The organism is Paenibacillus sp. A14 (assembly GCF_036864815.1).
Lineage (GTDB): Bacteria > Bacillota > Bacilli > Paenibacillales > Paenibacillaceae > Fontibacillus > Fontibacillus sanfengchensis.
Genome location: NZ_JBAGJD010000001.1, coordinates 497,741 through 522,960, shown reverse-complemented (window position 1 = coordinate 522,960; position 25,220 = coordinate 497,741). Strand labels below are relative to the sequence as shown.

At 53.6% G+C, this 25,220-nt stretch carries 27 protein-coding genes and 1 riboswitch; of the genes, 23 read left to right on the top strand and 4 right to left on the bottom strand.

Annotation, left to right across the window (positions count from 1 at the left end; translation table 11 throughout):
- Nucleotides 1–48 precede the first annotated feature (48 nt).
- Complete coding sequence (locus V4U88_RS02580; RefSeq protein ID WP_334071658.1) at nt 49–1,074, bottom strand: tetratricopeptide repeat protein; 1,026 nt, start codon at nt 1,072–1,074, stop codon at nt 49–51.
- 10 nt (nt 1,075–1,084) lie between these two features.
- Complete coding sequence (locus V4U88_RS02575) at nt 1,085–1,225, bottom strand: Z-ring formation inhibitor MciZ (protein WP_334071657.1); 141 nt, start codon at nt 1,223–1,225, stop codon at nt 1,085–1,087.
- An 81-nt stretch (nt 1,226–1,306) separates the two neighbouring features.
- Here V4U88_RS02575 and V4U88_RS02570 point away from each other — a divergent pair, with 81 nt between their 5' ends.
- The 10 genes from V4U88_RS02570 to V4U88_RS02525 all read left to right on the top strand — a co-directional run bounded on the left by V4U88_RS02570 (nt 1,307) and on the right by V4U88_RS02525 (nt 10,280).
- Nucleotides 1,307–1,873 carry an NUDIX hydrolase gene (locus V4U88_RS02570; RefSeq protein WP_334071656.1) on the top strand — a complete coding sequence of 189 codons (567 nt, stop codon included), beginning with the start codon at nt 1,307–1,309 and terminating at the stop codon, nt 1,871–1,873.
- Nucleotides 1,870–3,069 (top strand): endonuclease Q family protein, encoded by a 1,200-nt coding sequence (locus V4U88_RS02565; RefSeq protein WP_334071655.1) that lies wholly within the window; start codon nt 1,870–1,872, stop codon nt 3,067–3,069. Before V4U88_RS02570 ends, V4U88_RS02565 begins: the two co-directional genes overlap by 4 nt.
- Before the next feature lie 128 nt (nt 3,070–3,197).
- Nucleotides 3,198–3,836 carry a stage II sporulation protein M gene (gene spoIIM, locus V4U88_RS02560; RefSeq protein WP_334071654.1) on the top strand — a complete coding sequence of 213 codons (639 nt, stop codon included), beginning with the start codon at nt 3,198–3,200 and terminating at the stop codon, nt 3,834–3,836.
- Between the two features lie 169 nt (nt 3,837–4,005).
- Nucleotides 4,006–4,767 (top strand): DUF2935 domain-containing protein, encoded by a 762-nt coding sequence (locus tag V4U88_RS02555; RefSeq protein WP_442951866.1) that lies wholly within the window; start codon nt 4,006–4,008, stop codon nt 4,765–4,767.
- 148 nt (nt 4,768–4,915) lie between these two features.
- Complete coding sequence (gene fur, locus V4U88_RS02550; RefSeq protein ID WP_148451837.1) at nt 4,916–5,389, top strand: ferric iron uptake transcriptional regulator; 474 nt, start codon at nt 4,916–4,918, stop codon at nt 5,387–5,389.
- Nucleotides 5,390–5,558: 169 nt separating this feature from the next.
- On the top strand, nt 5,559–5,795 hold the full coding sequence (locus V4U88_RS02545; RefSeq protein ID WP_334071652.1) for a DUF4227 family protein: 237 nt from the start codon (nt 5,559–5,561) through the stop codon (nt 5,793–5,795).
- 107 nt (nt 5,796–5,902) lie between these two features.
- Nucleotides 5,903–6,823 (top strand): site-specific tyrosine recombinase XerD, encoded by a 921-nt coding sequence (gene xerD / locus V4U88_RS02540; RefSeq protein ID WP_334071651.1) that lies wholly within the window; start codon nt 5,903–5,905, stop codon nt 6,821–6,823.
- A 72-nt stretch (nt 6,824–6,895) separates the two neighbouring features.
- Nucleotides 6,896–8,083, top strand: coding sequence for a phosphopentomutase (gene deoB, locus V4U88_RS02535; protein ID WP_334071650.1), 1,188 nt, complete (start codon nt 6,896–6,898; stop codon nt 8,081–8,083).
- Between the two features lie 18 nt (nt 8,084–8,101).
- Nucleotides 8,102–8,929, top strand: a complete 828-nt coding sequence (locus V4U88_RS02530; RefSeq protein WP_334071649.1) for a purine-nucleoside phosphorylase — start codon at nt 8,102–8,104, stop codon at nt 8,927–8,929.
- A gap of 19 nt (nt 8,930–8,948) precedes the next feature.
- Nucleotides 8,949–10,280, top strand: a complete 1,332-nt coding sequence (locus tag V4U88_RS02525; protein WP_334071648.1) for a pyrimidine-nucleoside phosphorylase — start codon at nt 8,949–8,951, stop codon at nt 10,278–10,280.
- A 381-nt stretch (nt 10,281–10,661) separates the two neighbouring features.
- On the opposite strand, the gene V4U88_RS02520 is transcribed toward V4U88_RS02525, so the two are convergent.
- Nucleotides 10,662–12,146: an Lsa family ABC-F type ribosomal protection protein gene (locus V4U88_RS02520; protein ID WP_334071647.1), complete on the bottom strand. Its 1,485-nt coding sequence runs from the start codon at nt 12,144–12,146 to the stop codon at nt 10,662–10,664.
- A 362-nt stretch (nt 12,147–12,508) separates the two neighbouring features.
- Between V4U88_RS02520 and V4U88_RS02515 the strand changes: the two genes are divergently transcribed.
- The 9 genes from V4U88_RS02515 to V4U88_RS02475 all read left to right on the top strand — a co-directional run bounded on the left by V4U88_RS02515 (nt 12,509) and on the right by V4U88_RS02475 (nt 20,524).
- Nucleotides 12,509–13,699: a D-alanyl-D-alanine carboxypeptidase family protein gene (locus V4U88_RS02515; RefSeq protein WP_334072054.1), complete on the top strand. Its 1,191-nt coding sequence runs from the start codon at nt 12,509–12,511 to the stop codon at nt 13,697–13,699.
- 89 nt (nt 13,700–13,788) lie between these two features.
- On the top strand, nt 13,789–14,142 hold the full coding sequence (spoIIAA, locus tag V4U88_RS02510) for an anti-sigma F factor antagonist (RefSeq protein ID WP_334071646.1): 354 nt from the start codon (nt 13,789–13,791) through the stop codon (nt 14,140–14,142).
- A complete protein-coding gene (gene spoIIAB, locus V4U88_RS02505) occupies nt 14,139–14,591 on the top strand; it encodes an anti-sigma F factor (RefSeq protein WP_334071645.1) in 453 nt (150 codons plus the stop codon). The genes spoIIAA and spoIIAB overlap by 4 nt, the downstream gene beginning before the upstream one ends.
- 11 nt (nt 14,592–14,602) lie before the next feature.
- Nucleotides 14,603–15,358, top strand: coding sequence for an RNA polymerase sporulation sigma factor SigF (gene sigF, locus V4U88_RS02500; protein WP_334071644.1), 756 nt, complete (start codon nt 14,603–14,605; stop codon nt 15,356–15,358).
- 124 nt (nt 15,359–15,482) lie between these two features.
- Nucleotides 15,483–16,136, top strand: coding sequence for a stage V sporulation protein AA (locus V4U88_RS02495; protein WP_334072053.1), 654 nt, complete (start codon nt 15,483–15,485; stop codon nt 16,134–16,136).
- Nucleotides 16,133–16,558, top strand: a complete 426-nt coding sequence (locus V4U88_RS02490; protein WP_334071643.1) for a stage V sporulation protein AB — start codon at nt 16,133–16,135, stop codon at nt 16,556–16,558. Before V4U88_RS02495 ends, V4U88_RS02490 begins: the two co-directional genes overlap by 4 nt.
- Nucleotides 16,559–16,582: 24 nt before the next feature.
- Entirely contained in the window at nt 16,583–18,238 is a 1,656-nt protein-coding gene (locus V4U88_RS02485) for a spore germination protein (protein ID WP_442951863.1), read from the top strand.
- Nucleotides 18,239–18,340: 102 nt separating this feature from the next.
- The gene (gene lysA, locus V4U88_RS02480; RefSeq protein WP_334071642.1) at nt 18,341–19,672 is read left to right on the top strand and encodes a diaminopimelate decarboxylase; all 1,332 of its coding nucleotides are present in this window, start codon (nt 18,341–18,343) and stop codon (nt 19,670–19,672) included.
- Between the two features lie 417 nt (nt 19,673–20,089).
- Nucleotides 20,090–20,524, top strand: a complete 435-nt coding sequence (locus tag V4U88_RS02475) for a peptidylprolyl isomerase (protein WP_334071640.1) — start codon at nt 20,090–20,092, stop codon at nt 20,522–20,524.
- 70 nt (nt 20,525–20,594) lie between these two features.
- Here the strand turns inward: V4U88_RS02475 and tlp are convergent, their stop codons facing one another.
- Nucleotides 20,595–20,819, bottom strand: a complete 225-nt coding sequence (gene tlp, locus V4U88_RS02470; RefSeq protein WP_334071639.1) for a small acid-soluble spore protein Tlp — start codon at nt 20,817–20,819, stop codon at nt 20,595–20,597.
- A gap of 298 nt (nt 20,820–21,117) precedes the next feature.
- Nucleotides 21,118–21,313, top strand: a riboswitch (FMN riboswitch).
- Nucleotides 21,314–21,588: 275 nt separating this feature from the next.
- Here tlp and ribD point away from each other — a divergent pair.
- The 4 genes from ribD to ribH all read left to right on the top strand — a co-directional run bounded on the left by ribD (nt 21,589) and on the right by ribH (nt 25,209).
- Nucleotides 21,589–22,728, top strand: a complete 1,140-nt coding sequence (ribD, locus tag V4U88_RS02465) for a bifunctional diaminohydroxyphosphoribosylaminopyrimidine deaminase/5-amino-6-(5-phosphoribosylamino)uracil reductase RibD (protein ID WP_334072051.1) — start codon at nt 21,589–21,591, stop codon at nt 22,726–22,728.
- Between the two features lie 12 nt (nt 22,729–22,740).
- Nucleotides 22,741–23,418, top strand: a complete 678-nt coding sequence (gene ribE / locus V4U88_RS02460) for a riboflavin synthase (protein ID WP_334071638.1) — start codon at nt 22,741–22,743, stop codon at nt 23,416–23,418.
- 15 nt (nt 23,419–23,433) lie between these two features.
- Entirely contained in the window at nt 23,434–24,672 is a 1,239-nt protein-coding gene (locus V4U88_RS02455; RefSeq protein ID WP_334071637.1) for a bifunctional 3,4-dihydroxy-2-butanone-4-phosphate synthase/GTP cyclohydrolase II, read from the top strand.
- Nucleotides 24,673–24,741: 69 nt separating this feature from the next.
- On the top strand, nt 24,742–25,209 hold the full coding sequence (ribH, locus tag V4U88_RS02450; protein WP_334071636.1) for a 6,7-dimethyl-8-ribityllumazine synthase: 468 nt from the start codon (nt 24,742–24,744) through the stop codon (nt 25,207–25,209).
- Nucleotides 25,210–25,220: the final 11 nt, after the last annotated feature.

The window sequence follows — 25,220 nt, the reverse complement described above, 5'->3', positions numbered from 1 at the left end:
ACAGCCGCCCGGAAAAGCGTCATTTCGAACCCGGCGGCTGTTTCTTTTTCAATGGGGCCGGGTACCGTCGGCTTGACGGGGGAAATTTCGCCGTTGCGCGTAAGTCCAATCCGTGTGCCACGGCACGGAGGAGATCATCCGCAGGGCTTGATAAAGCTCGTTCAGATGCTTCTCGATTTTGGCCCGTTCCGCCTCATCCGGACGATACAGCGCAACGCGTCCGGTCAGGCGTGATACGGCGGCGTGCAGAAAACAGGAGCAGGCGGCAAACCGCGCTTCAGCCATGTCGGGGGTTGAGGCGGCCAACCGTTCAAAAATGGCGGCGGCCTCATCATAAAGACCCTCGTCATAACGCATTTCCCCATAAATATAGGCGATTTCACGGTATGGAGGCGGACCTTCCTGAAGCAAGGGCATTTCGAGCTGGGCGAGCCATTCCCTCGCCCGATCCACATACCCTTCCGCATAAAGGGTCCGGATCAAAGCGCAGGCAAGATAAGGATCGTCAATATGGCCGGCGGCCAGCTTCGTCGCGATCGTAATTTGTCCCGACTCGACGGCACACTGAATCAATGCAGTGTTCTCCTCCAGGCTTCGGGGGTTCCCTGATATGCGCTCCCCCTTCCAATCCAGGATCAGCCGGGCGAGCAGGTCAAGGCGGTCGAGTTCCACTTTAAAGTGTTTGCTTTCCGAACATTGGGAGATCCTTTGTTTTCGGGCGCATATTTCATCCCGGGCCAGCTTCGGTTCCCCACAGTGAAAAAGGCAGCGGAGATACAACAGAAACGTTTCTTCCGTCGGGTTCAGCAGACCGCCATAGCAATCCCGGGCCTGGCGGTAGGCGCCGAGCCGGACAAGGGTCCGGAACAGCACCGCTTTTGCCGCATCCGTTGGGATGCCCATGTGCTCCAAGGTCTGAGCCAGTTCCCCGGCGATTTTCGGATCGGAAGCTCCGCTCCGACCCATAGCGGTTCCTTGTTCCAGCAAACGGGTTTCCGCGTCAGGGACAAGGGCGTTCCTCCCCGGCTCTTCCGAGGAAAGAAAGGCTCCTTGATTTTTGCTCAATTCTTTCATGTACTCCCTCCTATTTGCATCCGTAGCGGTGCAGGAGGTCAGCGACCGTTGCAGATGCTCCGGCTTCTTTTTTCCATTGGGACAGAAGAATCCGGATTTGCCAGGCTTTGCCCTGAAAGCACATCATGTTTACGGAAAAATAGCTTTTCATCGCCATGCTCCTTTATTTCGGGTTTGGTATAATAACACCATATGTTCGCAAGGGACAAGTTATGACAGGGGGAGTTTTAAAGTGACAAATTCGAATCCAAAATTGATCGAGAAAACGATCTCCACAAAGCCGCTATTTAGCGGACAAGTGATCTCTTTGCAAATCGACACCGTGGAGCTGCCGGACGGCTCGACGGGTACGCGGGAAATCATCCGCCATCCGGGGGCCGTCGCCGTTTTGGCGGTGAAGGACGGACGTCTTCTGCTGGTTGATCAATTTCGCCAGCCATTGGGACGCTGTGAACTGGAAATTCCCGCGGGGAAACTGGAGAAGGGGGAGGACCCGATGGAGGCCGCCCGCCGGGAGCTTCGGGAAGAAACGGGCTATCAATGCGCCCAAATGACGCTTCTCCACTCCTTTTACACCTCACCGGGCTTCGCCGATGAAATCATCCACCTTTATTTGGCCGAGGAATTAACCGCAGGGGATATGGCCCCGGATGAAGATGAATTTCTGGAAGTGATCGAGGCGACATATGAGGAAGTGCAGCGTTATATCGGTGAGGGCCGGATCTCGGATGCCAAGACGATTCTGGCGGCTTACATCTGGCAGCTTCAATTGATCCGGGCCCGGGAGACGGGAAAATGACACAGGCGTCCAACGGTGGATTGTCTTCTTTTTTCGCGGACCTGCACATTCACATCGGAAGAACCGGAAAAGGAGCGCCCGTAAAAATCAGCGGAAGCCGGGACCTCACCTTCGCCAACATCGCCAAAGAGGCGGCCGAGCGAAAAGGCATCCAGCTTGTCGGCATTATCGATTGCCATTCCCCCGGGGTTCAGGAGGATATTGCCGCGAGCCTGGGGCATGGGGAAATGCGGGAATTGCCGGACGGAGGTATCGCCTACAAAGGAACGACCATTTTGCTCGGCAGCGAGCTGGAAATCCGGGAACCGGGCATGGGGCCCGCGCATTTGCTGGTGTTCTTCCCGGACTTACAAACGATCCGGTCTTTTACGGGCTGGTTGGAAAAGAGAATGAAAAACGTCACTCTCAGCTCCCAGCGCGTTTATGCCCCCGCGCGAGCTTTGCAAGAGGAAGTGTACGCCCGTGGGGGCATGGTGATACCGGCGCATATTTTCACGCCGCACCGGAGCATTTACGGCAGCTGTGCCCCGCGTATGGCTGATGTGCTTGATCCGGAGCTGATCAGCGCGGTGGAGCTGGGACTTTCTGCCGACAGCGAGATGGCCGGCTGGATCAGCGAGCTCGATCGGTATACGATCCTGACCAATTCCGACGCGCATTCCCTGGGGAAAATCGGACGGGAATACAATGAGCTGATTTTGCGCGAGCCGAGTTACCGGGAGTTCGAAAAGGCCTTGCAAAGAACCGGGGGAAGAAAGGTTGCGGGCAACTACGGTTTGAACCCGCGGCTGGGCAAATATCACCGGACGTACTGCTCGGGCTGCAATTTTATCGTTGAGGAAACCGAGGCAACGGTGGAACGCTGCCCCTACTGCGGCAGTCCCAAGCTGGTCCGCGGCGTGCTTGACCGGATCCTGTCGATCGCCGACCGCACGGAGCCCCGGGTGCCGGCGCATCGCCCGGACTATCACTATCAGATCCCGCTGGAATTTATCCCGGGACTTGGTCCGGCCAAGTATGAGCTTCTGCTTGACACCTTCGGGACGGAGATGAACATTTTGCACCGGGTGCCCGAACAGGAGCTGGCGGGCGCGGTGGGAACTGAGCTTGCCGGCAAAATCGCCGCGGCCCGGAGCGGGACTCTCCTGCTGGAATCGGGAGGCGGGGGCAAATACGGCAGAGTGTCCAAGCCGTGAGGTTCCCTCCTTCCGGCCGGAAGAATGGCATATGCGACACGGCTTGTTCATACCTTAAAGTGAGCGGAAAGACGGGAGAGATGTTCTTTTGCGCCGGACTAAGATGAATCAAGCTTGGAGGGCCGCCTATGCTGGAGCCGTTTCGTCATACCTTGAAGGACCAGACCCCGTTGTACGTATTTGTCTCCGTACTCTTTCTGATGGGGGTCGTATTCGGCGCGTTGATGGTCAATGCGCTCACTTTGGAACAGCAGCAGGATCTGTCCCGTTATTTGGGGGATTTCTTCATCTCCGTGAATGAAGGAGGGGAGAGCTTTCAGCCGATGTCTTACTGGGAGGTTGCGGCGCTGCACCTCAAGTGGCTCGGTTTGATTTGGCTGCTCGGCCTGTCCGTTATCGGACTGCCCGGCATCCTGATTCTGGATTTTCTCAAAGGCGTACTGATCGGCTTTACCGTCGGCTGTCTCGTCGGGCAATTTACCTGGAAAGGGCTGTTGTTTGCGCTGGTTTCCGTGGCTCCGCACAACTTGATCGTCATTCCGGCGCTCCTGATCGCCAGCGTGGCGGCTGTCAGCTTCTCGCTGGGGATTATCCGCAGCCGGGTGCTGTTGAACCGCAAAGGAGCCGCGGCCCGGCCGTTTTTGTCTTATACCGGATTGACGCTGGCTATGGCCGCTGTTTTGTTGGCGGTGTCCTCCTTCGAAACTTTTGTTACTCCTGTTATGATGTCGTGGGTCACGCCTTTGATCGCCCAGACTGGCTTGTAGGGGGATGTTTTTTTCATTCCTTCAGCATATCGAAGCCTGCCGCCACCATATACTTTGCTAACAGTCAATTTTAGGGATTGTCTTATTCAGTAAAGTGAATGGAGGGATATTGTTGTCGGATCCTTTTGTTGTGCGATCCTTGGACGAGGTGCGTTTTTGGTCACGCATTATGAAAGAACATTCCTTTTTTCTTCGATTAGGGTTCAGGTGTGAAGACACGCAGTTAATTAACGAAGCTAATCAATTTTATGCGATCTTTGAGGATATCGAAAGAAGAGCCCATTCTTTTCAAGCGGATACGGATCCCCAAACTATTAGACAGTTTAATTCGGAAGTTCACAACGCCGCAACACATATTTGGGCGTTTAAGAGGAAGGTACTTGGGCTGATACTACGCTGTAAACTCCCTGGTGGAACAAATTTTCCTCTGCTTGTAGACCATGTCAGCCGGGAAGCGAGGTATTTCAGTAACCGGTTGGAGGAGCTCAATAATGGGAGACTTGAACCATTGCCTGATGCGATCATCGATGAAAATGTCTTTTTCCTGAAAATCATGGCTGATCACGCAAAGTTTATAGGGCATCTGCTTGATCCTTCTGAACGAAAACTGGTGGAACAAGCAAGGGAGTTCAGTCATGAATTCGATATGCTGTTGTATCAGGCCATTGATTTAAGTTCCATGCGCCCAGAGTCGCAAACGCATCCGCTTTTAAGTCAATTTGTTGATGAAAACCGCGTTTCAGTCAAATCATTGCGCGATTTTAAGAAAACAGCGCGTGACTTAATTGAAGAATGTCGAATCAAAAGTATCATTCACCCGTTATTGGCAGATCACGTCTTTCGGGAAGCCGAACGATTCTTATTCATTCTTGACATGTTTGATCGGTCGCTGTCCGGCTTGAAGGTAAACAAGAAAGAAATCTTATTTTGAACACAGGAAAACGTATATCGCTAATGGGTCAGCATATGATGCAACTGGGCAGGCAGCTGTAGTTAATGTTTGACTTTGTTGATTGTGACCCCCTATAATGGTAGAAGTGATTCAAGTGCGACTTGCGGCAGATCCTGGGGGGGAGAACATGGAAGCAAAGATTGAAAAAATTAAACAACAGCTGCAATCCCACGGGTATAAGTTGACACCCCAACGAGAAGCCACAGTTCGAGTCCTGCTGGAAAACGAAGATGACCACCTTAGCGCGGAAGATGTGTTCATGCTGGTGAAGGATAAAGCCCCGGAAATCGGTCTGGCGACCGTATACCGGACATTGGAGCTGCTAAGCGAGCTTCATGTTGTGGAGAAAATTAACTTTGGGGACGGCGTTGCCCGTTACGACTTGCGGACGGATACGACCAAACATCATCACCATCATTTAATCTGCGTGCAGTGCGGCGCCATGGACGAAATACGCGAAGATTGGCTGGGGCCGCTGGAAGAGCGGCTGGAGAAGGAATTCAACTTTACGGTTCTGGATCATCGGCTGGATTTTCAAGGCATCTGTTACCGCTGCAAGGATAAGAACGGTGAGCCGGGAAACGGCAATAAGAAATCATAATAAACAAAGCTCCGAACGGTTCTCGCCGTCAGGGGCTTTTTTTGTCTGTCCGGGAGAGACTTCGGCTCATAATCGTCCATACTTTTTTATATACTGTACAAAAGCCTTTCGTTGTTACAAGTGCAAGCGTGATCGGAAGGGCTGCAAGTTATGGAAAGGAGAGGCCGTTATGGTGATTTCACTAAGGAAATGGCTTACATCCGTAAAGTATGCTTTAATATTTATGGCACTTGTTTACATTTTGTATCAAGCCATCGGTCTGCTGGAGAGCTTCGTATTTCCGCCGGACAAATACCGTGTTCCCGAGGGCTCGGCGATCAAAGTGTTTCAGTCCGAGTCTCCGGAAGCCACGGGCGTGGAACGTATGGCGGATCGTTTGAAACTGTTTTTCTGGATTGGCGAATAAAGCGTATATTCAGGCAGGGAAATGGTATGGGCATGTTGAATTGATGTATATTAGGAATGTTCATAAAAAGACAATATTCGACAGAGTCAAAGGGAGGCGCTGAAACGATGGAGCAATATGCAGCCTCTTTTATTTCGTATTTGGCAAGGCAAAAAGCTTTGAGCGACTCCACGCTGGACAGCTACCGGAGGGATGTAACGCAATTCCTGGCGTATTTGCGGGGCCGGGGAACCGAGGGGCTCAATGAGGTGTCGAAGGCGGGAATCATGCTGTATTTCGCGGCGCTGCGGGATCGGGGGAAAGCTCCGGCAACCGTTATGCGGGTATCCGTGTCCTTGCGTGCTTTTTTTCAGTATCTGGTCCAGGAAGGGGTCATTGGCCGAGATCCTTTTACCACAGTAAAACTGCCCAGGCTCGACAGAAATCCGCCCGCGGTGCTGACCGTGGAGGAGACAGAAAAGCTGTTGGACATGCCCCGGACCGCTACCCCGTTAGGCCTCCGGGATCGGGCCATGCTGGAACTGCTGTACGCGACGGGGGTTCGGGTCAGCGAGCTGATTTCGCTCAAGGTAGGAGATATCGATACGCGCGTCCGTTTTCTCCGCTGTTCCGGGGAAGCGGGAAAGGAGCGGGTGCTTCCCTTTGGACGGATCACTGCCGATTGGTTGGATCGGTATTTGCAGCAGGTACGCCCCGTTTGGGAACCGAATGGGCCCGAATCCCCCTTATTCCCCAATCGGACCGGGGGCAAAATGAGTCGGCAGGGCTTCTGGAAGGTGATAAAGAAGTATAGCCGCGAAGCCGGCATTGCCAAAGAGATCACTCCCCATACGTTGCGTCATTCCTTTGCGCTCCATTTGCTTCAGGGGGGAGCGGATATAAAATCCGTTCAAGAGATGCTCGGGCATGCCGATATGGCGACACTTCAGATTTACTTGAGCCAGGCGAGGCCCAATCTGAAGTCGGTCTATGATCATTTTCATCCCAGAGCCCGGGTCAGGGAAGCCGTTCAAGACCCTGATGCGTAGCTGCGGCAAAGTCGGGAATGGATTTGGCCGCTACAGGGATAACTAACAGCAAAGATTGAAGGAGTGACGAAGATGGAACATAAAAACCGTTTCGATAAAATCACCGTAATCGTCCTGGACAGCGTAGGAATCGGGGAAGCCCCGGACGCCGTCAAATTTGGCGATAAGGGCTCGCACACGCTCGGACATATTCTGGAGCGGGTGCCCGGCACGAAGCTGCCGAATCTGCAAAAATTGGGGCTAGGCAATATTGCGGAATTGCCCCACTTGAATCCGGTCGATGCTCCGGCGGCTTATTTCGGCAAAATGGCTGAAGTTTCTTCGGGCAAAGACACGATGACCGGACACTGGGAATTGATGGGGCTTAAAATCGACACCCCTTTTCAAACCTATCCCAACGGTTTTCCGCGGGATTTGATCGCGAGATTCGAGCAGGAGACCGGCCGGAAGATCATCGGGAACAAACCGGCTTCGGGCACGGAGATATTGGACGAGCTTGGCGAGGAGCACATGAAAACGGGGGCCTGGATCGTCTACACTTCCGCGGACAGCGTATTTCAGATCGCCGCCCACGAAGAGATCATCCCGCTGGATGAACTGTATCGCGCCTGCGAAGTGGCGCGGCGTCTGACCCTTGAACCGGAGCACTCGGTCGGCCGGGTCATCGCCAGACCCTTTGTCGGGCAGCCGGGCGCTTTCAAGCGGACGAGCAACCGGCACGATTATGCCGTTACCCCGCCGGCGCCGACCGTATTGAACGCGTTGAAGCATGCCGGCAAGGAGGTGATTTCGGTCGGGAAGATCAACGATATTTTTTCCGGGGAAGGCATTACCGAATCCTATCCGACCAAAAGCAACCGCCACGGCATCGACGAAACGCAGCGCTTGATGGAACGTCCGTTTAACGGTTTGCTGTTTACGAATCTGGTCGATTTCGACTCGCTTTACGGGCACCGCCGCGATCCGGAAGGCTATGCCCGCGCGCTGGAGGAATTCGACGCCTCGTTGCCCGATCTGATGGAGCGGGTGGGCGAGAAGGATCTGCTGATCATCACCGCGGATCACGGGAACGACCCGACGCATCCGGGTACGGATCATACGCGGGAATACGTGCCGATCCTGGTGTATGGCAAAGGACTGACCACACCGGGGGACCTGGGCGTGCGGTCGACCTATTCCGATCTGGCGGCGACCATCGCCGACAATTTCGGCGTTTACGGCACCGAACATGGCAAAAGCTTTTTGCGCTTACTGAAATAAGAACGGGAGAGATGAACAATGGCGACAGTACTTACGATTGGCATGATCCGCGAGGCGGCGGACTACATCCGTTCCAAAACGGAAACTTCACCGAAGGTCGGCTTGATTCTCGGTTCGGGACTGGGCGTCCTGGCGGACCATATCGAAGGGGCGGTTAGCATTCCGTATTCGGATATCCCTTATTTTCCCCAATCGACGGTTGAAGGGCATGCCGGGGAATTGATGATCGGTACCTTGAACGGCGCGCCGGTTGTACTTATGAAAGGCCGCTTCCATATGTATGAAGGTTACGGCCCTGAATTGACCGCGTTCCCGGTCCGGGTCATGAAGGAGCTTGGCGTGGAAAAGCTGCTCGTTACCAATGCGGCGGGCGGAATCAATACTTCCTACCAGCCTGGCGATTTGATGCTGATTTCCGACCATATTAATTTGACCGGAACGAGTCCTCTGATCGGGCAGAACGACAATGAACTGGGTCCCCGGTTTCCCGACATGTCGCAGGCTTACAGCCGGAGGCTGCGTGATTTGGCCCGCAAGACCGCAGAGAAAGCGGGGGTTCCGCTTCAGGAAGGCGTCTATGTGGGGCTGCTGGGCCCGTCTTACGAAACGCCGGCGGAAATCCGGATGCTGCGGACCCTGGGAGGAGATGCCGTCGGCATGTCCACCGTATCCGAAGTGATCGTGGCCAGACATGCCGGACTGGAAGTGCTGGGCATTTCGTGCATCAGCAATATGGCGTCCGGCATTTTGGATCAGCCGCTGTCGCATGATGAAGTTATGGAAACGACGGATCGGGTGCGCGAGAAATTTTTGAGTCTGGTGCTTACGATTATTCCGGAAATGTAGCGGGGGGAGGTGTGAGCCGTTGAGAGCGGTTGACCTGATTCGGAAAAAAAGAGACGGCCTGGAGCTGAGCCATGAGGAAATCGGCTTTTTGGTCAAGGGCTACAGCGAAGGGGACATCCCGGACTATCAGATGGCGGCCTGGGCAATGGCCGTGTATTACCAAGGTATGAGCGCGCGCGAGACCGCGGATTTGACGATGCACATGGCATCCTCGGGCGATATGATCGATCTAAGCTCGATCCGCGGCGTGAAAGTGGACAAGCACTCCACCGGTGGGGTGGGAGACAAGACGACGATCGTTATCGGCCCGCTTGTCGCGGCCGCCGGCGTACCCGTAGCAAAAATGTCGGGAAGGGGCCTCGGCCACACCGGCGGGACGATCGACAAACTGGAGGCGATCCGGGGCTTCTCCGTGGAGCTGGGGCAGGAACAGTTCTTCCGCCAGGTAAACGAAATCGGCTTGGCCGTGGTCGGCCAAAGCGGCAATATGACGCCGGCGGACAAGAAGCTGTACGGTCTGCGGGACGTGACCGCGACCGTGGAATCCATCCCGCTCATCGCGAGCTCCGTGATGAGCAAGAAGATCGCGGCCGGGGCCGATGCTATCGTGTTGGACGTGAAGACGGGCAGCGGCGCGTTCATGAAGACCCTGGACGATTCGATCCGGCTGGCCAAAGCGATGGTCGATATCGGCACGCAAGTCGGGCGGAGCACGATCGCGGTGATCAGCGATATGGACCAGCCGCTCGGCTACTCGATCGGAAACGCGCTCGAGATCGAGGAGGCGATTGCCACCCTGCGGGGCGAGGGGCCGAAGGATTTGGAAGAAGTGTGCCTGATCCTCGCTTCGCATATGCTTGTTCTGGGCGGTAAAGCTCCGGATGAGGAGGCGGCGCGGGCCATTCTTCGGGAGAAGCTCGCCAGCGGAGAAGCGTTGGAACGCCTGAAGATGATGGTGGAAGCCCAAGGCGGGGATACCCGGCAAATCGAAAACGCGGACTTGCTGCCGAAGGCCGAGCTTCACGTGGAAGTGAAGGCGGAGAAGCGCGGCTTTGTCGAATCGATTCAGGCGGAGGAGATCGGCATCGCCGCGATGCTGCTGGGCGCGGGCCGCGAGACGAAGGATTCCGTCATCGATTTGGCGGCGGGCCTGAGCCTGCGCAAGAAGATCGGCGATCCGGTTGAGGTTGGGGAAGTGCTGGCGGTTCTCCATCTCAATCCGTCATTCCAAAGCCGGCTGGAGGAAGCAAGCCGCAAAGTGAAAGAAGCCTACGGGATCACGGACGAGAAGGTGCCCCGCAGACCGCTTGTTTTTGCGTTGATTACCCCCGACGGGGTGCGCAGGTTTTAATGAATATTGAAAAGCAGCCGGGAGTGAGGAAAGATTTCATTCTTCCGGCTGCTTTTTTAAAATATCAGAAAGCATACACTTCGTGGGATTTGCTTTCTGGCTGTGATTAACGGGAAAATCTCCCGTTAATCACACGAGAAAACGGCCGGGGGCCAGATTAGCTGGAAAAGCACCAGCTATTTTTCGGCCGGAAGTTCGGTATGCACCGGAGAGGCAGATTTAGCTGGAGAAATTCCAGCTAAAGCGCAAGATGGTGCAAAAAGCAACGAATTAACGGGAGAAATTCCCGTTAATTCGCTAGCGAAGTCGCTTGGCATGGCCACCGTCGGACAAAAAGCAAGAGTAAGCCGATAGACGTTTTTCTTAATTGGCGATCGTCTCTCAAAGCTTCAACTCCACCGTCTTAGTCGCGATATGGCTGCAAAACTCGCTGTCATGCTCGACAAAAAGGATTGTCGGAGCATGCTGTAGGAGCAGCTCCTCGATCTGCATCCGGGAGATGACGTCGACAAAATTCAGCGGTTCGTCCCAAACATGAAGATGAACCCGCTCGCAAAGGCTTTTCGCGATCAGCACCTTCTTCTTCTGTCCCCCGCTAAAAGAAGAAATATCTTTTTCGAATTGCAAGCGGGAAAAATCAAGTTTCCTCAAAATCGATTTAAACAGACTTTCGTCGATCACGCTGTTTCTGGCGAAGTCCGACAAATCACCCCGTAAATGCGAGGTGTCCTGCGAAACATAGGAAATTTTCAACTGGCTCCCTATTCGTAACGCGCCGGTATAAGGGATGTCCTCACCGCAAATCAGCTTGAGCAAGCTGGATTTCCCCGAGCCGTTCGGACCGGAAAGCGCGATGCGGTCCCCTTGCTCAATAGTAAAGTTGATGTCGCCGCACACCTGTTTTTCACCATAATGAATCGAAACGCGGTCAAGCTCCACGAGCTGGTGTTTATGATACGTCAATTGGGATATTTTCAGGGCTTCCGAGCTTTCGACGTTTTTCAGCAGCCGGGATTTTTCCTCGAGAGCGGATTGTTGTCTTTGCTCAATCGACTTGGACCGTTTCATCATTTTGGCGGCCTTGTGACCAATGTACCCTTTGTCGACCTTGGAGCCGGAGTTGCGGGTACCGTTTTTGGTTTTCTCCACTTCGTGCGACCAGTTGCTCGTGCGCTGGGCCGCTTCGGACAGCCGCTTGATATCCTTCTTCAGTTTTTCGTTCCCGGCCATCTCGTAGAGGTCCTGCCGTTGCTTGTTCTCCCACCAGTCGGAAAAATTCCCCTTCTGCACTTCGATATCTGTTTTGTTGATTGAAATAATGTGGTCTACGCAATGATCGAGAAACGCCCGGTCGTGCGACACCAAAATAAACCCGCTCTTGCCGTTCAAATAATCGCTGACCAGCTTCCGGGCATGCAGGTCCAGATGGTTGGTCGGCTCGTCAATGAGCAAAAACCGGTTTTCCTTTAGGAACAGGGCCGCCAGCAGCACCTTCGTCTGTTCTCCGTGGGACAAGGATTCGAAAGGCCGGTATAGCACATCCTCCGACACCTTTAGCAGCGAAAGCTCGCGTATAAGCCGCCAATGCTCGTAGTCCGGATAGATCTCGGCGACGATGTCGACGGTGTTGTTCTCTTTGTGTTCAACGGTAAAGGGGAAATACTCAAAGTTGACGTTGGCCGAAATAGTCCCGCTGTATTCGTATTTGCCGAGCAGCAGATTCAGAAACGTGGTCTTGCCCCGGCCGTTTCTCCCCGTAAAGCCCAACTTCCAGTCGGTATCCATTTGGAAGCTTACATTTTCAAAAATGTTGTCGTAACTGCCGTCGTAGGCAAACGTCAGGTTTGTTACCTTGATTAATGACATGGCGGTAACCTCCTTTGTCCAAATAAAAATGAGCTGCAAGAAAGTTACCTTTCTTACAGCTCAAAAAAATACGTCAAATCCTACCCGAGTATAAGGGTGGACGGAATCTATTTTTTGAGTGAAAAGAATAAAGTAACTTTCTTGCCAAAAAAGAATAAAACCAATCGCGCTTTATTCTTTAAACGAGGGCAAGAAATCTTACATTATCCTCTTCATCTCCTAACGTTAAGTGTTAGCGAAATTTTAACATATCCTCATTTTTACTGCAACCTCTATTAATGATCCACTCAGGAATAATATGACAAAAGAGAGGGCATACTGGGTTAGCAGAATCCTGATTTTTATTCGAAGGGGGAACTATGTTGAAGAAACGGTTGTTTTTCGGTTTTTTGGCGATGCTGTTGGCCGTTCCGTTCTGGCCGAACGCCGCATTGGCTAATCACGGACGGCCGCATAAGGCGGACGAGGGTCTTGCCCTGGCGGACAACGCGCTGTCGGCGATTCTGATCGATGCGGATACGGGCACGGTTATTTACGAGAAAAAGAGCCACGAGCAGTTGCCGCCTGCCAGCATTACCAAAATTATGACGATGCTGCTGACGATGGAGGCGATCGATCAGGGCAAGCTGAAATGGACCGATAAAGTCACCGCCAGCGAAAACGCCTCTTCCATGGGCGGTTCGCAAATTTTTCTGGAGCCGGGGGAAGAAATGACGGTGGACGAGCTTCTGAAGGGCGTCGCCATGGCTTCCGGCAACGATGCCTCCGTGGCTCTGGCCGAGAAAATCGCCGGAACGGAAAAGGCCTTCGTGCAGATGATGAATGAGAAAGCAGCGCAGTTGGGGCTGAAGGACACCCATTTTTCCAATTGCAATGGCCTGCCTGTGGAGAATCATTATTCTTCGGCCCATGACATCGCCATGATGAGCCGGGAATTGCTCAAATACGAGGCGATCACGAAGTATACCGGTTCGTATCAGGATTACTTGCGCAAGGATACGGAGAAGCCGTTCTGGCTTGTGAATACGAACAAACTGGTTCGGTTCTACAGCGGTGCGGACGGTCTGAAGACCGGATATACGTCGGAGGCCCGCTTCTGTCTGGCGGCGACCGCCAAGCGTGACGGTTTGCGGTTGATCGCCGTCGTGCTCGGGGAGCCGAACACCAAAACCCGCAATGCCGAGGTGTCGGCGATGTTTGATTACGCCTTCTCCCAGTATGCCCTTCATCCGATCTACAAAGCCGGCGAAATCATCGGCAAAATCAAGGTTCAGAGGGGGGAAGCCGCGCATCTGGAAGTCGCCGCGTCGCGTACGATGAGCGTTCTTGTTAAAAAAGGGTCCGCTCAAGGCAACATTACGCATAAGCTGGAGGTTCCGGAGAAAATCGCCGCACCTGTTCAAGAAGGGCAGATTGTCGGCAAGCTTGTTGTGTACCAGGACGGCAAGATACTGAACGAGTTCGAACTGAAAGCCGCCGCCGCCATCAAGAAAGCCGGGTGGTGGACCTTGTTCAAACGTACGGCCTCCCACTTGTTTTTTGTAGATTCGTAGCGTTTTTCTTCTAGTTTTGTCAGCGGGAAGGAATACGGCGCAAGGTCGTAGAATTGTTGTGTTCATGTCAGGGAGGAGAGTGAACAGACGTGAATCTGCAAGTGGAAATGAAAAGACACCGGGATACGCTGATCGTTCGTTTGGTTGGAGAGTTAGATCACCATACGGTCGATGAGGTCCGTTTATCCCTGGATGAGGAAATTGCGAAGGGAACCTGCCGCCATCTTTTGCTTAGCTTGGAATCGCTGCAGTTTATGGACAGCTCGGGAATCGGCGTGATTTTGGGCAGATATAAGCTGATTAAGCAGAAGGGCGGGAGAATGGTCGTTTGCGGAGTGAACCCTCCGGTTCACCGGCTGTTTGACATGTCCGGGCTGTTCAAAATCATGTCGGTGCACGAGGATGAAAGCCAGGCGCTTTCGGAATTGGGGGTTGCTCTATGAACCAGATCGACCGTAATTTCATGAAACTGCAGTTTGCCGCCAAATCGGAAAACGAGTCGTTTGCCCGCGTGACGGTAGCCGCCTTCGTCTCCCAGCTCGATCCGACGATGGATGAAATCACCGATTTGAAAACGGTCGTCTCCGAAGCGGTGACGAACTCGATCATTCACGGTTATGACGGTGATCCCGAAGGGATCGTGACGATCTCGGCGGCGATTGAAGGCGACACGGTGATCCTTACGGTGGAGGATCAAGGGCGCGGCATTGAGGACGTGGAGCTGGCCAAACAGCCGCTGTATACGTCCAAACCGGAATTGGAGCGGTCGGGTATGGGCTTTACGATCATGGAGAACTTCATGGATGAATTTGATGTAACCAGCGAGATGGGCAGGGGCACTTCCATCCGGATGAAGAAGAGGATTGTATCTAAGAAAGCTTTGTACAATTAGGGGTTGGAGCTATGGATGCCGAAGTGAAGCAAGCCTCGAGAGAATATTTGGACGATAGCGAAGTCAAACGGCTGATCGCCTTGAGCCAAAGCGGGGATAACGCGGCTCGGGACCGGCTGGTGAATTGCAATATCCGGCTTGTCTGGTCCGTGGTGCAGCGGTTTATGAACCGCGGCTACGAACCGGAAGATCTGTTCCAGATCGGCTGTATCGGCCTGCTGAAATCGGTCGACAAGTTCGATCTCAGCTATGACGTCAAGTTTTCGACGTACGCCGTGCCGATGATCATCGGAGAAATCCAACGATTTCTGCGCGATGACGGGACGCTGAAGGTCAGCCGCTCGCTGAAGGAAATGGCGAATAAAGTGCGCAAAAAGAAGGATGAACTGTCCAAGGTGCTGAATCGGCTCCCCACGGTCAAAGAAGTGGCCGAGGAACTGGGAGTGACGCCGGAGGATGTGGTTTTCGCGCAGGAGGCGAACAAGCCCCCGGCTTCCATTCACGAAACCGTCTTCGAGAACGACGGAGATCCGATCACACTGATGGATCAAATCGCCGATGAATCCCAGGAACGTTGGTTTGATAAGCTCGCCCTTCACGAAGCCATTGACGGCTTGAGCGAACGGGAACGTCTCATCGTTTATCTGCGGTATTACCGGGATCAGACCCAATCCGAGGTGGCTAACAGGCTGGGGATTTCCCAGGTTCAGGTGTCCCGCCTCGAGAAAAAAATACTGCAGAGCATTAGGGATCAGATCGCCCAGTAAATAAGAATATTCTAAGTAAAAAAAGGCCGCTTCGGATTTAACATCCGGGCGGCTTTTCGTTTTGAGTAAACCGCAGGAGGACTTGGCATACTATGGACATTACTGCAGTAGAGGGGTGTCCATGATGGAGAAAGGGACGGCAACTCCCGTTTATCTGCGACTGCGCAAGTATGTCAAACTTCAGGCCGGAAGGGCGGTTCGTTTGGAAGATATCGCCCGCATCCTGGCGGATCCGGCGTATGAAACAGAACTTAAAGCTCTCGTGCTGGAGCGGCCGGATTATCATGAGGGGAACCTTCTGGTTGTTGACATGCTTCAGGTAATCGAATGCATTCATAAACGCTTTCCCGGCTTGCGGATCGAATTACTGGGGGAGCCCCATGTTCTTGTCGAAATGGTGGCCGGCGAAAAAAAACCTTCGCTGTCCCTGTTTATTATCGTCTGGTTGCTGCTGTTTTTCGGAGCGGCGCTGACCATCATGAATTTTCATGCCGATGTCAGCATGCCCCAGGTGCAGGTGAGGATCGTCGAAATGCTGACGGGAAAAAAGGACGACCACCCCTACTTGTTTCAAGGGGCATACTCCATCGGGATCGGCCTTGGGATGATCATTTTCTTTAATCATCTTTTTAAGAAAAAGTGGAACGAAGAGCCGACGCCGTTGGAAGTCGAAATGTACCTTTATCAAGAAAATTTGAATCAATACGTGATATTCGAGGAATACGAGAAAAAACGCCGGGCGGAAGCCTGTACGGATCGGAAGGAGAAAGAGCCTTGAGTTCCGTTCTGTCTTTTTTCGTAACGGTGTTTATCGGCCTGGCGGGAGGCATTGCCGTTGGAGGCGGGGTGATCGCTTTATTCATTGTCCTGGATGTGATTCCGCGGTTAGCCCAAGTGACGAAGTCCTACAACAAGGCCCATTGGTATGAGGGGGCGATGATCGGTGGGGCCTTCTTCGGGACAGTCGCGGATTTCTGGAACTGGAGCCTGCCTGGCCCCTGGCTGGGAACCGGCATTGTCGGTTTGCTGAACGGCGTGTTTGTCGGGATGCTGGCGGCGGCGCTCACGGAAGTGCTGAACGTCTTGCCCATTCTGGCCAAAAGGCTGCGCATGCAGGACTATCTTGTCGGCCTCCTGATGGCGATGGTGTGCGGGAAGGTGGCCGGCTCCTTTTTCGAATGGTTCATCTACAGAAAGTAAACAGATCGAGGAGGTTGATGTGAGATGATGGGTCAGGAACGGGGCGGCCGGGGGGGAACCGGGGAGCACACTGGAGAGGAGCCGAGATTCATGCCGGGCTTCGGGGAATACGACTTGGAGGGCGGTGAAGAGGCGAAGGAGGTACATCGCCGGAAAGTGGAAACCGAGCGGTCAGACTCCGTGAAGGAATCGATCCGTTATTGGCAGAAGAGCGATCAAATCAGCCGCAGCCTGAATACGACGAAAAAAACGCTCGAAGAAGTTGTCGGTTTGGGCCAAGGCTTCGACATCGTTTTTCGCGAAATGACTTTCGGCGGTAAGAAGACAGGACTTCTCTTTATTAATGGCTTCGTTAAGGATGCGATTCTTCAGGAAATCCTCAAACGGCTGACTTATCTGACTCCCGAAGATTTGAGCTTAGGTGCGCTGCGATCCTTTTTCGACCTGTACATTCCGCATATTCAGGTTGAAAAAACGGAGGAACTGAGCAAGGCCATCGACAGTGTCCTGGTCGGCATGAGCGTCTTTTTTATCGAAGGGGAGCAATCGGCAATCCTGTTGGATACCCGCTCTTATCCGGTGCGCAGCCCCGAAGAGCCCTCCCTCGAACGGGTGGTTCGCGGTGCCAGGGACGGTTTTACGGAAACGCTTGTGACGAACGTGATCCTGGTTCGCAGACGCCTTCGCGATCCTGGCGTAAAATTCGAAGTGATGAAAGTGGGCCGCCGTTCGCAAACGGATGTCTGCATCGCCTATATCGATGACATCGTGGACAAGGTGCTGGTTGACGCCGTAAAAGAAAAGGTTCGGGCGGTAGAGCTGGACGGTATTCCCTTGGCCGACAAGCAACTGGAGGAAGCGATTATCAAGAAGAGGTGGAACCCCTATCCGATGGTTCGTTATTCCGAGCGCCCGGACGTCGTCGCCTCCCATCTAATGGAGGGGAGGGTCGTGATCTTTGTCGATACTTCGCCGAGCGTCATGATTTTGCCGACGAGCTTCTTCGATCTCTGCCAACATGCGGAAGAAAACCGGCAGACGCCGTTTATGGGCACCTATTTGCGCTGGGTCAGATTTTTCGGCATTTTCGCCTCGCTGTTCCTCTTACCGTTATGGCTTCTTGTCGTCATTCATCCGGAATTAAAACCGGAAGCATTGAACTTCATCGGGCCGCAAAAAATGGCCAGAATCCCGCTGATCGCCCAATTCCTGCTGGTGGAGTTCGGGGTGGATCTGATGCGCATGGCCGCGGTTCACACCCCGACTCCGCTGGCCTCGGCGATGGGTTTGATCGCGGCGATTCTGATTGGGGATATCGCGGTAAAGAGCGGTCTGTTCGTCAACGAGGTTGTGCTGTATATGGCGGTCGCCGCCATCGGCATGTTTGCCACGCCCAGCTATGAGCTGGGGCTGGCCAATCGGGCGGTCAGGTTGACTATGATCATCCTGGTGGCGATTTTCGGGGCGCCGGGGTTTATCGGCGGGATCACGGCTTTTATGATATTTCTCAGCCTGCAGCGGTCGTTTAATACTTCTTACTTGTGGCCGTTTATTCCCTTTAATGCAAAGGCGATGGCAGCCATCATCTTCCGCGTCCCGGTGCTCACGTCCAAGCAGAGACCTTCCATGAACAAGACGAGGGACCGGACGAGGATGCCGCGCGAGAAGCGGGATTCGTAGGCCAGTCCGCAAAAAACACAAATGATATTCCTAAAAATCCATTTTTCAGTTGGGTGGTTGTTTGCTATACTGATGAAAAACTGAAAGTGGAGGACTGCATAGATGTATTTACACGGTACCAGCAAAATCAACTCCAAGGGACATCTGGAAATCGGCGGATGCGATACGCTAGAGCTGAAAGAAACTTACGGCACTCCGCTCTACATTATGGATGAAGCCTTGATTCGGCAAAGATGCCGTGAATATATGGAAGCGTTTCGGGCATCGGGCTTGTCCTTCCAGGTGGCTTACGCCAGCAAAGCGTTCTGCGTTATGGCTATGTGCCGGCTGGCCGAGGAAGAGGGGCTGTCCCTTGACGTCGTGTCGGAAGGGGAATTATATACGGCACTGCAGGCTGGTTTCCCTGCGCAGCGGATCCATTTTCATGGCAATAACAAGACGCCGGAAGAGCTGGAGATGGCGATTCAGGCGAACATCGGCTGTTTTGTAGTGGATAACTTTACGGAGATGCACATGCTGCAGGCGCTTGCCGCCGAAAAAGGCGTCACCGTCAATGTTCTGCTGCGCGTCACGCCGGGGGTGGAAGCCCATACGCATGAATATATTTCCACCGGGCAAACGGATTCGAAGTTCGGCTTCGATATCGGCAACGGCTCCGCTTATGAAGCGGTTGAACAGGCATCCCGCAGTTTGAACCTGAATTTGCTCGGGCTGCATTCCCACATCGGCTCGCAAATTTTTGAGGTCGAAGGCTTTCAGATGGCTGTGGAGCGCGTGGCGGAATTCGCGCTTCGCGTCAAGGATCAACTGAACGTCATCTTTAAAGTCATCAATCTCGGCGGTGGCTTCGGGATCCGTTACACCTCCGAGGACACGCCATTGAAGGTATCGGATTATGTGAAGGCGATTACGGATGCGGTGAAGTCTTCTTTTGCCGACGCTTATCCGCAACTGCCGGAGATTTGGGTGGAACCGGGCCGCAGTATCGTGGGCGACGCCGGAACTACGCTATATACGGTCGGTACGAGCAAGGACATCCCGGGGGTACGGAAATATGTCTCCGTTGACGGAGGAATGACCGACAACCCGCGTCCGGCGCTGTACGAATCCAAGTATGAAGCGATGCTGGCCAACCGCGGCCTGGATGCGGCCGAAGAGACGGTTTCCATCGCCGGTAAATGCTGCGAAAGCGGCGACATGCTGATCTGGGATCTGGAACTGCCGAAGGTCAAATCCGGCGATTTGCTGGCGGTTGCTTGTACCGGAGCTTACAACTACGCCATGGCGAGCAATTATAACAGGATCCGCCGGCCTGCGGTCGTGTTCGTGCAGAATGGTCAAAGCGATCTGGTTGTTAAACGGGAGACCCTGCAGGACATCACCTCCTGCGACGTTATTCCCGAGCGCATTGCCAAACAGCCGTCCCTGAAATAAGAGGGGACGGTAAGTGAAGTTCGAATAGATGCAAAAATGCAGGAATTTTCGCCATATCCCCTCGGTATTCGCAAATTGATGCTATTGTGCAGGAATTTTTGGCGATTTGCGGCCAGCAGGGATTCTCCGCTAAAAATACAAGATTTGCATGAATTTCGCACAAACCTTCTGAATGGTAAAAAGCCTGCAGATTTGCAGGAATTCATCTATATGATAAGCAGCCGTGTGAAATGGAAGAACATTTCACACGGACTAAGCCAGTTCATTTCTAAGTGTGAACTGGCTTTTTCTTGTGCCGGGAAGTAGGATTCCAACGCTCTGATCGGGCCTTTTTTTGCTACCCGAGGGATTTCATAGTACACTGGAATAGGTTTGTCCCGAAGCATGTTCACTAAAGAAGAAGAGGAAGTGACCTATATGAAAAAAGGAAAGATCGTTTTGGAAAAAGGCGGGGAAGTGGAAATCCAGTTTCTGCCGGAAGAGGCTCCGGGTACTGTGGCGAACTTCGAGAAGCTGGCGAACTCCGGCTTCTATAACGGGCTGACGTTTCACCGTGTTATTCCCGGGTTTGTAGCGCAGGGGGGCTGCCCTAACGGGACTGGTACCGGTGGACCGGGTTACACGATCAAATGCGAAACAGCCACGAATACGACGAAGCACGAACGCGGCGTATTGTCGATGGCCCATGCCGGAAAAGACACCGGCGGCAGCCAGTTCTTCATCGTGTATGAGCCGCAGCCTCACCTGAACGGAGTGCATACCGTATTCGGAAAGGTGACGTCCGGTATGGACCTGGTGGATCAAATCCGTCCCGGGGACAAAATGAAAGAGGTTACCGTCTGGGACGAGTAATCCTTGTGTAATGCGAAGGGCTCCCTAGGCCAAATTTGGCCGGGAGCCCTTCTGCTATTCCATGATAAGATTAGGATTGCCGGTCAGCCGCTTCGTCCTTGACTTCCTCCCGGAAGCCGCGGATACTGTTTATACGCCGGGCGTTCTTTTCTTCAATTTGTTGTTTTTCCTCACCGGTGATTTCATCGGCATGTTCGCTCAGGTAGTCCTGGCCTTCGCGGAAGTTGCGGATCGTATTCTGAATGTTCTCCTGCAGCTTTTCCACGTTATCGGCGCGGTTGTCAGGTTTGGCCATGGCTGTTCCCTCCTGAAGGTTTCTTTCCCCGGCAAACGGGGCAATGTTATTGTCGCACGCGGAGGCTTTTTTTATTCAGATGAATGGCGTACTATTTATTTTTTGTTTCCTAAATAAAGGAGCGATTATAAAAAATGTCAACCACCGAGCAACTTAAGCTCCAGTGATAGTAATAATGATTAGCGGTGCGGAGAATAAACTGACAACAATATCTGAATCGGGTATTGTTGTATTTTTGTTTTTTTTATGCTATTCTTTCCTCAAGTCAGATGGTTTAATGACTTTATCAATTTCATATGCATTCCTTCGGGGCAGGGTGAAATTCCCTACCGACGGTGATGGCGGGCTTTGAGGCTCCGGCAATGAGTTGTTACAACGAATGCGGAGATCAGGGCGCGCACAAGTCCGTGACCCGTATGCGGGAACTGCTCGCATATGGCTGAGCCGGTGTGATTCCGGGACCGACAGTATAGTCTGGATGGGAGAAGGAGACGCGAAGAGCATTCGTAGGTCAATCGTACGGTGCTTTTAATTAAAACAAAGCAGCTTCGTTAAAGTTCATGTTTTCACATGGTTTATTTGTGTTTCCATGTTGAACAAGATGCTCGATTTGGCGAAGGCGAAGAATGCCTACCGGCTATGATTTTGTCATGGCTTGGTTAGGTGTAATTTAACGCAGCTTTTATTTCGCGGATGATCACTCTCAACAGCTCCTGCCGGAATGCTCCGGCGGGAGCTTTTTATGTCTAAAGCAAAAGGAGGGGCGGTTATAGAAACGATCGGCGATGAATATTACATGGAGCTGGCCCTGCAAATGGCCGAACGCGCCCAGGGGCAGACCGGGATCAATCCGGTCGTCGGGGCTGTCGTGGTCAAAGACGGCGCGGTGGTCGGCTTGGGCTCCCACCTGAAGAGGGGAACGCCGCATGCGGAAGTGCATGCGCTCCGCATGGCGGGCCCCTTGGCCGAAGGAAGCACGGTGTACGTTACGCTGGAGCCCTGCAGCCATCACGGGATGACTCCTCCTTGCGCGGAGCGGCTGATCGAGGATAAGGTGGCAAGGGTTGTCGTGGCCACCGAAGATCCCAATCCGCAGGTGGCCGGGCGGGGAATCGAACGGTTGCGGCAAAGCGGCATCGAAGTCACAACCGGGGTGCTTCGGGAACGGGCGGTGGCTTTAAACCGGAAATTCATCAAGTACATCACGACCGGTCTCCCATACGTCACGATAAAAACGGCCAGTACGCTGGACGGTAAAATCGCGACGAAAACGGGGGACAGCAAGTGGATTTCGAACGAAGCCTCGCGCGAAATCGTGCACACGATGCGGCACCGCCATCAAGGTATTATGGTCGGCTCCGGAACCGTGCTGGCGGATGATCCGCAATTGACGACCCGTCTAGCGGTTCCCGGACTGGATCCGGTGCGCATCATCGTCGATTCGACGCTTCGGGTTCCGGTCGGCAGCCGGGTACTGAGCGACGGAGCGGCGCCGACCCTCGTCCTGACGACCGAGGCCGCGGACCGTGCGAAGATGGCTGCCCTGACGGAGCGGGGCATCGAAGTGATTCCCTGCGGGGAGGGGCCGCGTGTGGATTTGCAGTTGGCGCTCCAAAAACTGGGGGAACGCGAAATCTCCTCCATTCTGGTCGAAGGGGGCGGCCGGTTAAACGGCTCTCTGCTGGAAAAGAGGCTGGTGGATGAGATCGTCCTGTTTATCGCCCCGAAACTGGTCGGCGGGGTGGAAGCGCCGGGGAGCTTTATTTTTCCGGGATATGAGAAAATGAGCCAAGCCGTCACGCTGGCAAGTGTGAAAGTCGAGACGATCGGAGACAATGTCTGTATTCAAGGAAAGCCGGTTTGGCCGGAGGAAGTGCAGGCAGACATCGAAGGAAATACGGAGGCGTAAAGGGGGCAGCCTATGTTTACAGGACTTATCGAGGAGATCGGGACGATGAAATCGGTTAGCCGCCAAGGGGAGGCACTCATACTGCATATTGCGGCCCGGGTCATCACTGAAGGGTTGAAACTGGGGGACAGCATCGCCGTTAACGGCGTATGCCTGACGGCCGTATCTTTTGATGATCATTCATTTATGGTCGATGTGATGCCGCAAACGTTCCGTCATACTAATCTGAAGGATCTAAAACCCGGCAGCAAAGTAAACCTCGAACGGGCGATGGCGGCCGGCGGCCGGTTCGGCGGACACATCGTGCAGGGCCATGTGGACGGAACGGGTCAAATCGTACGCAAGCGTCAGGACCAAAATTCCGTCGTATACGAGATCGAATTGGCCGATGCTTCACTCTCGCGGTACATTATCCCCCAGGGATCCATAACGGTGGACGGAATCAGTCTGACGGTGGTTGAAGCACATGAAGGCGGATTTTCCATATCGATTATTCCCCATACTTTAAAAGAGACGATCCTCGTCTATAAAGGGGCGGGGGATACGGTTAACCTGGAATGCGACGTGCTTGGAAAATATGTAGAGCATCTTTTGAATTACGGAACTTCGGGAAACGGAGACCGGAAGACGGTGTCCGCTCCAGCGAGGGGCATTGACCCGCAATTTCTGTCGGAGCACGGATTTATGTAAAATGGAGGGATTCCCATGAGCGAATTTCAACTGGACCGCGTGGAAGAAGCGATTTACGAGCTGATGCGCGGCAAGGTGATCATCGTGGTCGATGACGAGGACCGCGAAAATGAAGGGGATTTTGTGGCGCTGGCCGAGAAAGCCACTCCGGAGGTGATCAATTTCATGATTACCCAGGGCCGGGGGCTGGTCTGCCTGCCGATTACGGCGGAGCGCGCCGAGGAACTCGAGCTTACGCCGATGGTGGCTCAAAATACCGACTATCACGGAACGGCGTTTACCGTTTCGATCGATCATAAAGATACGACCACCGGAATTTCCGCCCACGAGCGCTCTTTGACGGTTCGCGGAATTATGGACCCGAAGGCGAAACCGTCGGACTTCCGGCGGCCTGGCCATATGTTCCCGCTGATTGCCAAGAAGGGCGGTGTCTTGCGCAGGGCAGGCCATACGGAGGCGGCCGTCGATCTGGCCCGGATGTGCGGCTCGTATCCCGCCGGCGTCATTTGCGAGGTGATTAAAGAGGACGGGACGATGGCGAGACTCCCCGATCTGGTGGAAATCGCCAAGAAGCATGACTTGAAGCTGATCAGCGTCAAAGACCTGATTCATTACCGCAATGAGAAAGAAAAGCTGGTCAACCGGGAAGTCGAGGTGCGGATGCCGACCGACTACGGCGAATTCCGGGCGGTGGCTTATACGAACGAGGTAGACGCTAAGGAGCATGTGGCCCTAGTCAAAGGCGAAATCGACGGTGATGAGCCCGTTCTGGTTCGGGTCCACTCCGAATGTCTGACCGGCGACGTCTTTCATTCGCACAGATGCGATTGCGGCCCGCAATTTGAAGCCGCGCTCCGGCAGATCGAACAAGAGGGCCGGGGGATTCTCCTCTATATGCGCCAGGAAGGCCGCGGGATCGGACTGGTCAACAAGCTGAAAGCCTATAAGCTGCAGGAAGAGGGGTTCGATACGGTCGACGCCAATCTGAAGCTGGGTTTCCCGGCCGACTTGCGGGATTACGGCATCGGGGCGCAAATTCTCAAGGACTTGGGCGTTCGCCATATCCGCCTGCTCACGAACAATCCGCGAAAGATTAAAGGCCTGGAAGGTTACGGTCTGGAAGTGGTGGAGCGGGTTCCGCTGCAAATGAAAGAAAATGCCGATAACACCCGTTATCTGCATACGAAGCAAGCCAAGCTCGGGCATATGCTGAAATTCGATGATTTGGAGCAAAACGAATCCGCCGAGGTTTAATCGCGGGAAGCACAGCCGTTTGTAACGGTTATAAAACACAGTTTAAAGCACAGGGAGGATGAAATCATTATGATGAACGTTTTTGAAGGCAATCTGGTATCGGAAGGGTTAAAATACGGCATCGTTGTAGGCCGGTTCAACGAGTTTATAACAAGCAAGCTGCTCAGCGGAGCGCTCGATGCCCTGAAACGCCACGGCGTTAAGGAAGAAGAGATCAGCGTCGCATGGGTACCGGGCGCGTTTGAAATTCCTTTGGCCGCACAGAAGCTCGCGGAAAGCGGCAATTACGACGCGGTGATCACGCTGGGCACCGTTATCCGGGGTTCCACTTCGCATTATGACTATGTTTGCAATGAGGTGGCTAAAGGTGTCGCGGCCATCGGTCTGAAGACCGGCATTCCGGCCATTTTCGGCGTCGTGACTACGGAAAATATCGAGCAGGCGATTGAACGCGCCGGCACCAAAGCCGGAAACAAGGGCTGGGACGCCGCCATGGCCGCGATCGAAATGGCAAACTTGACGAAACAGCTAAAATAGTGCTTATTTAA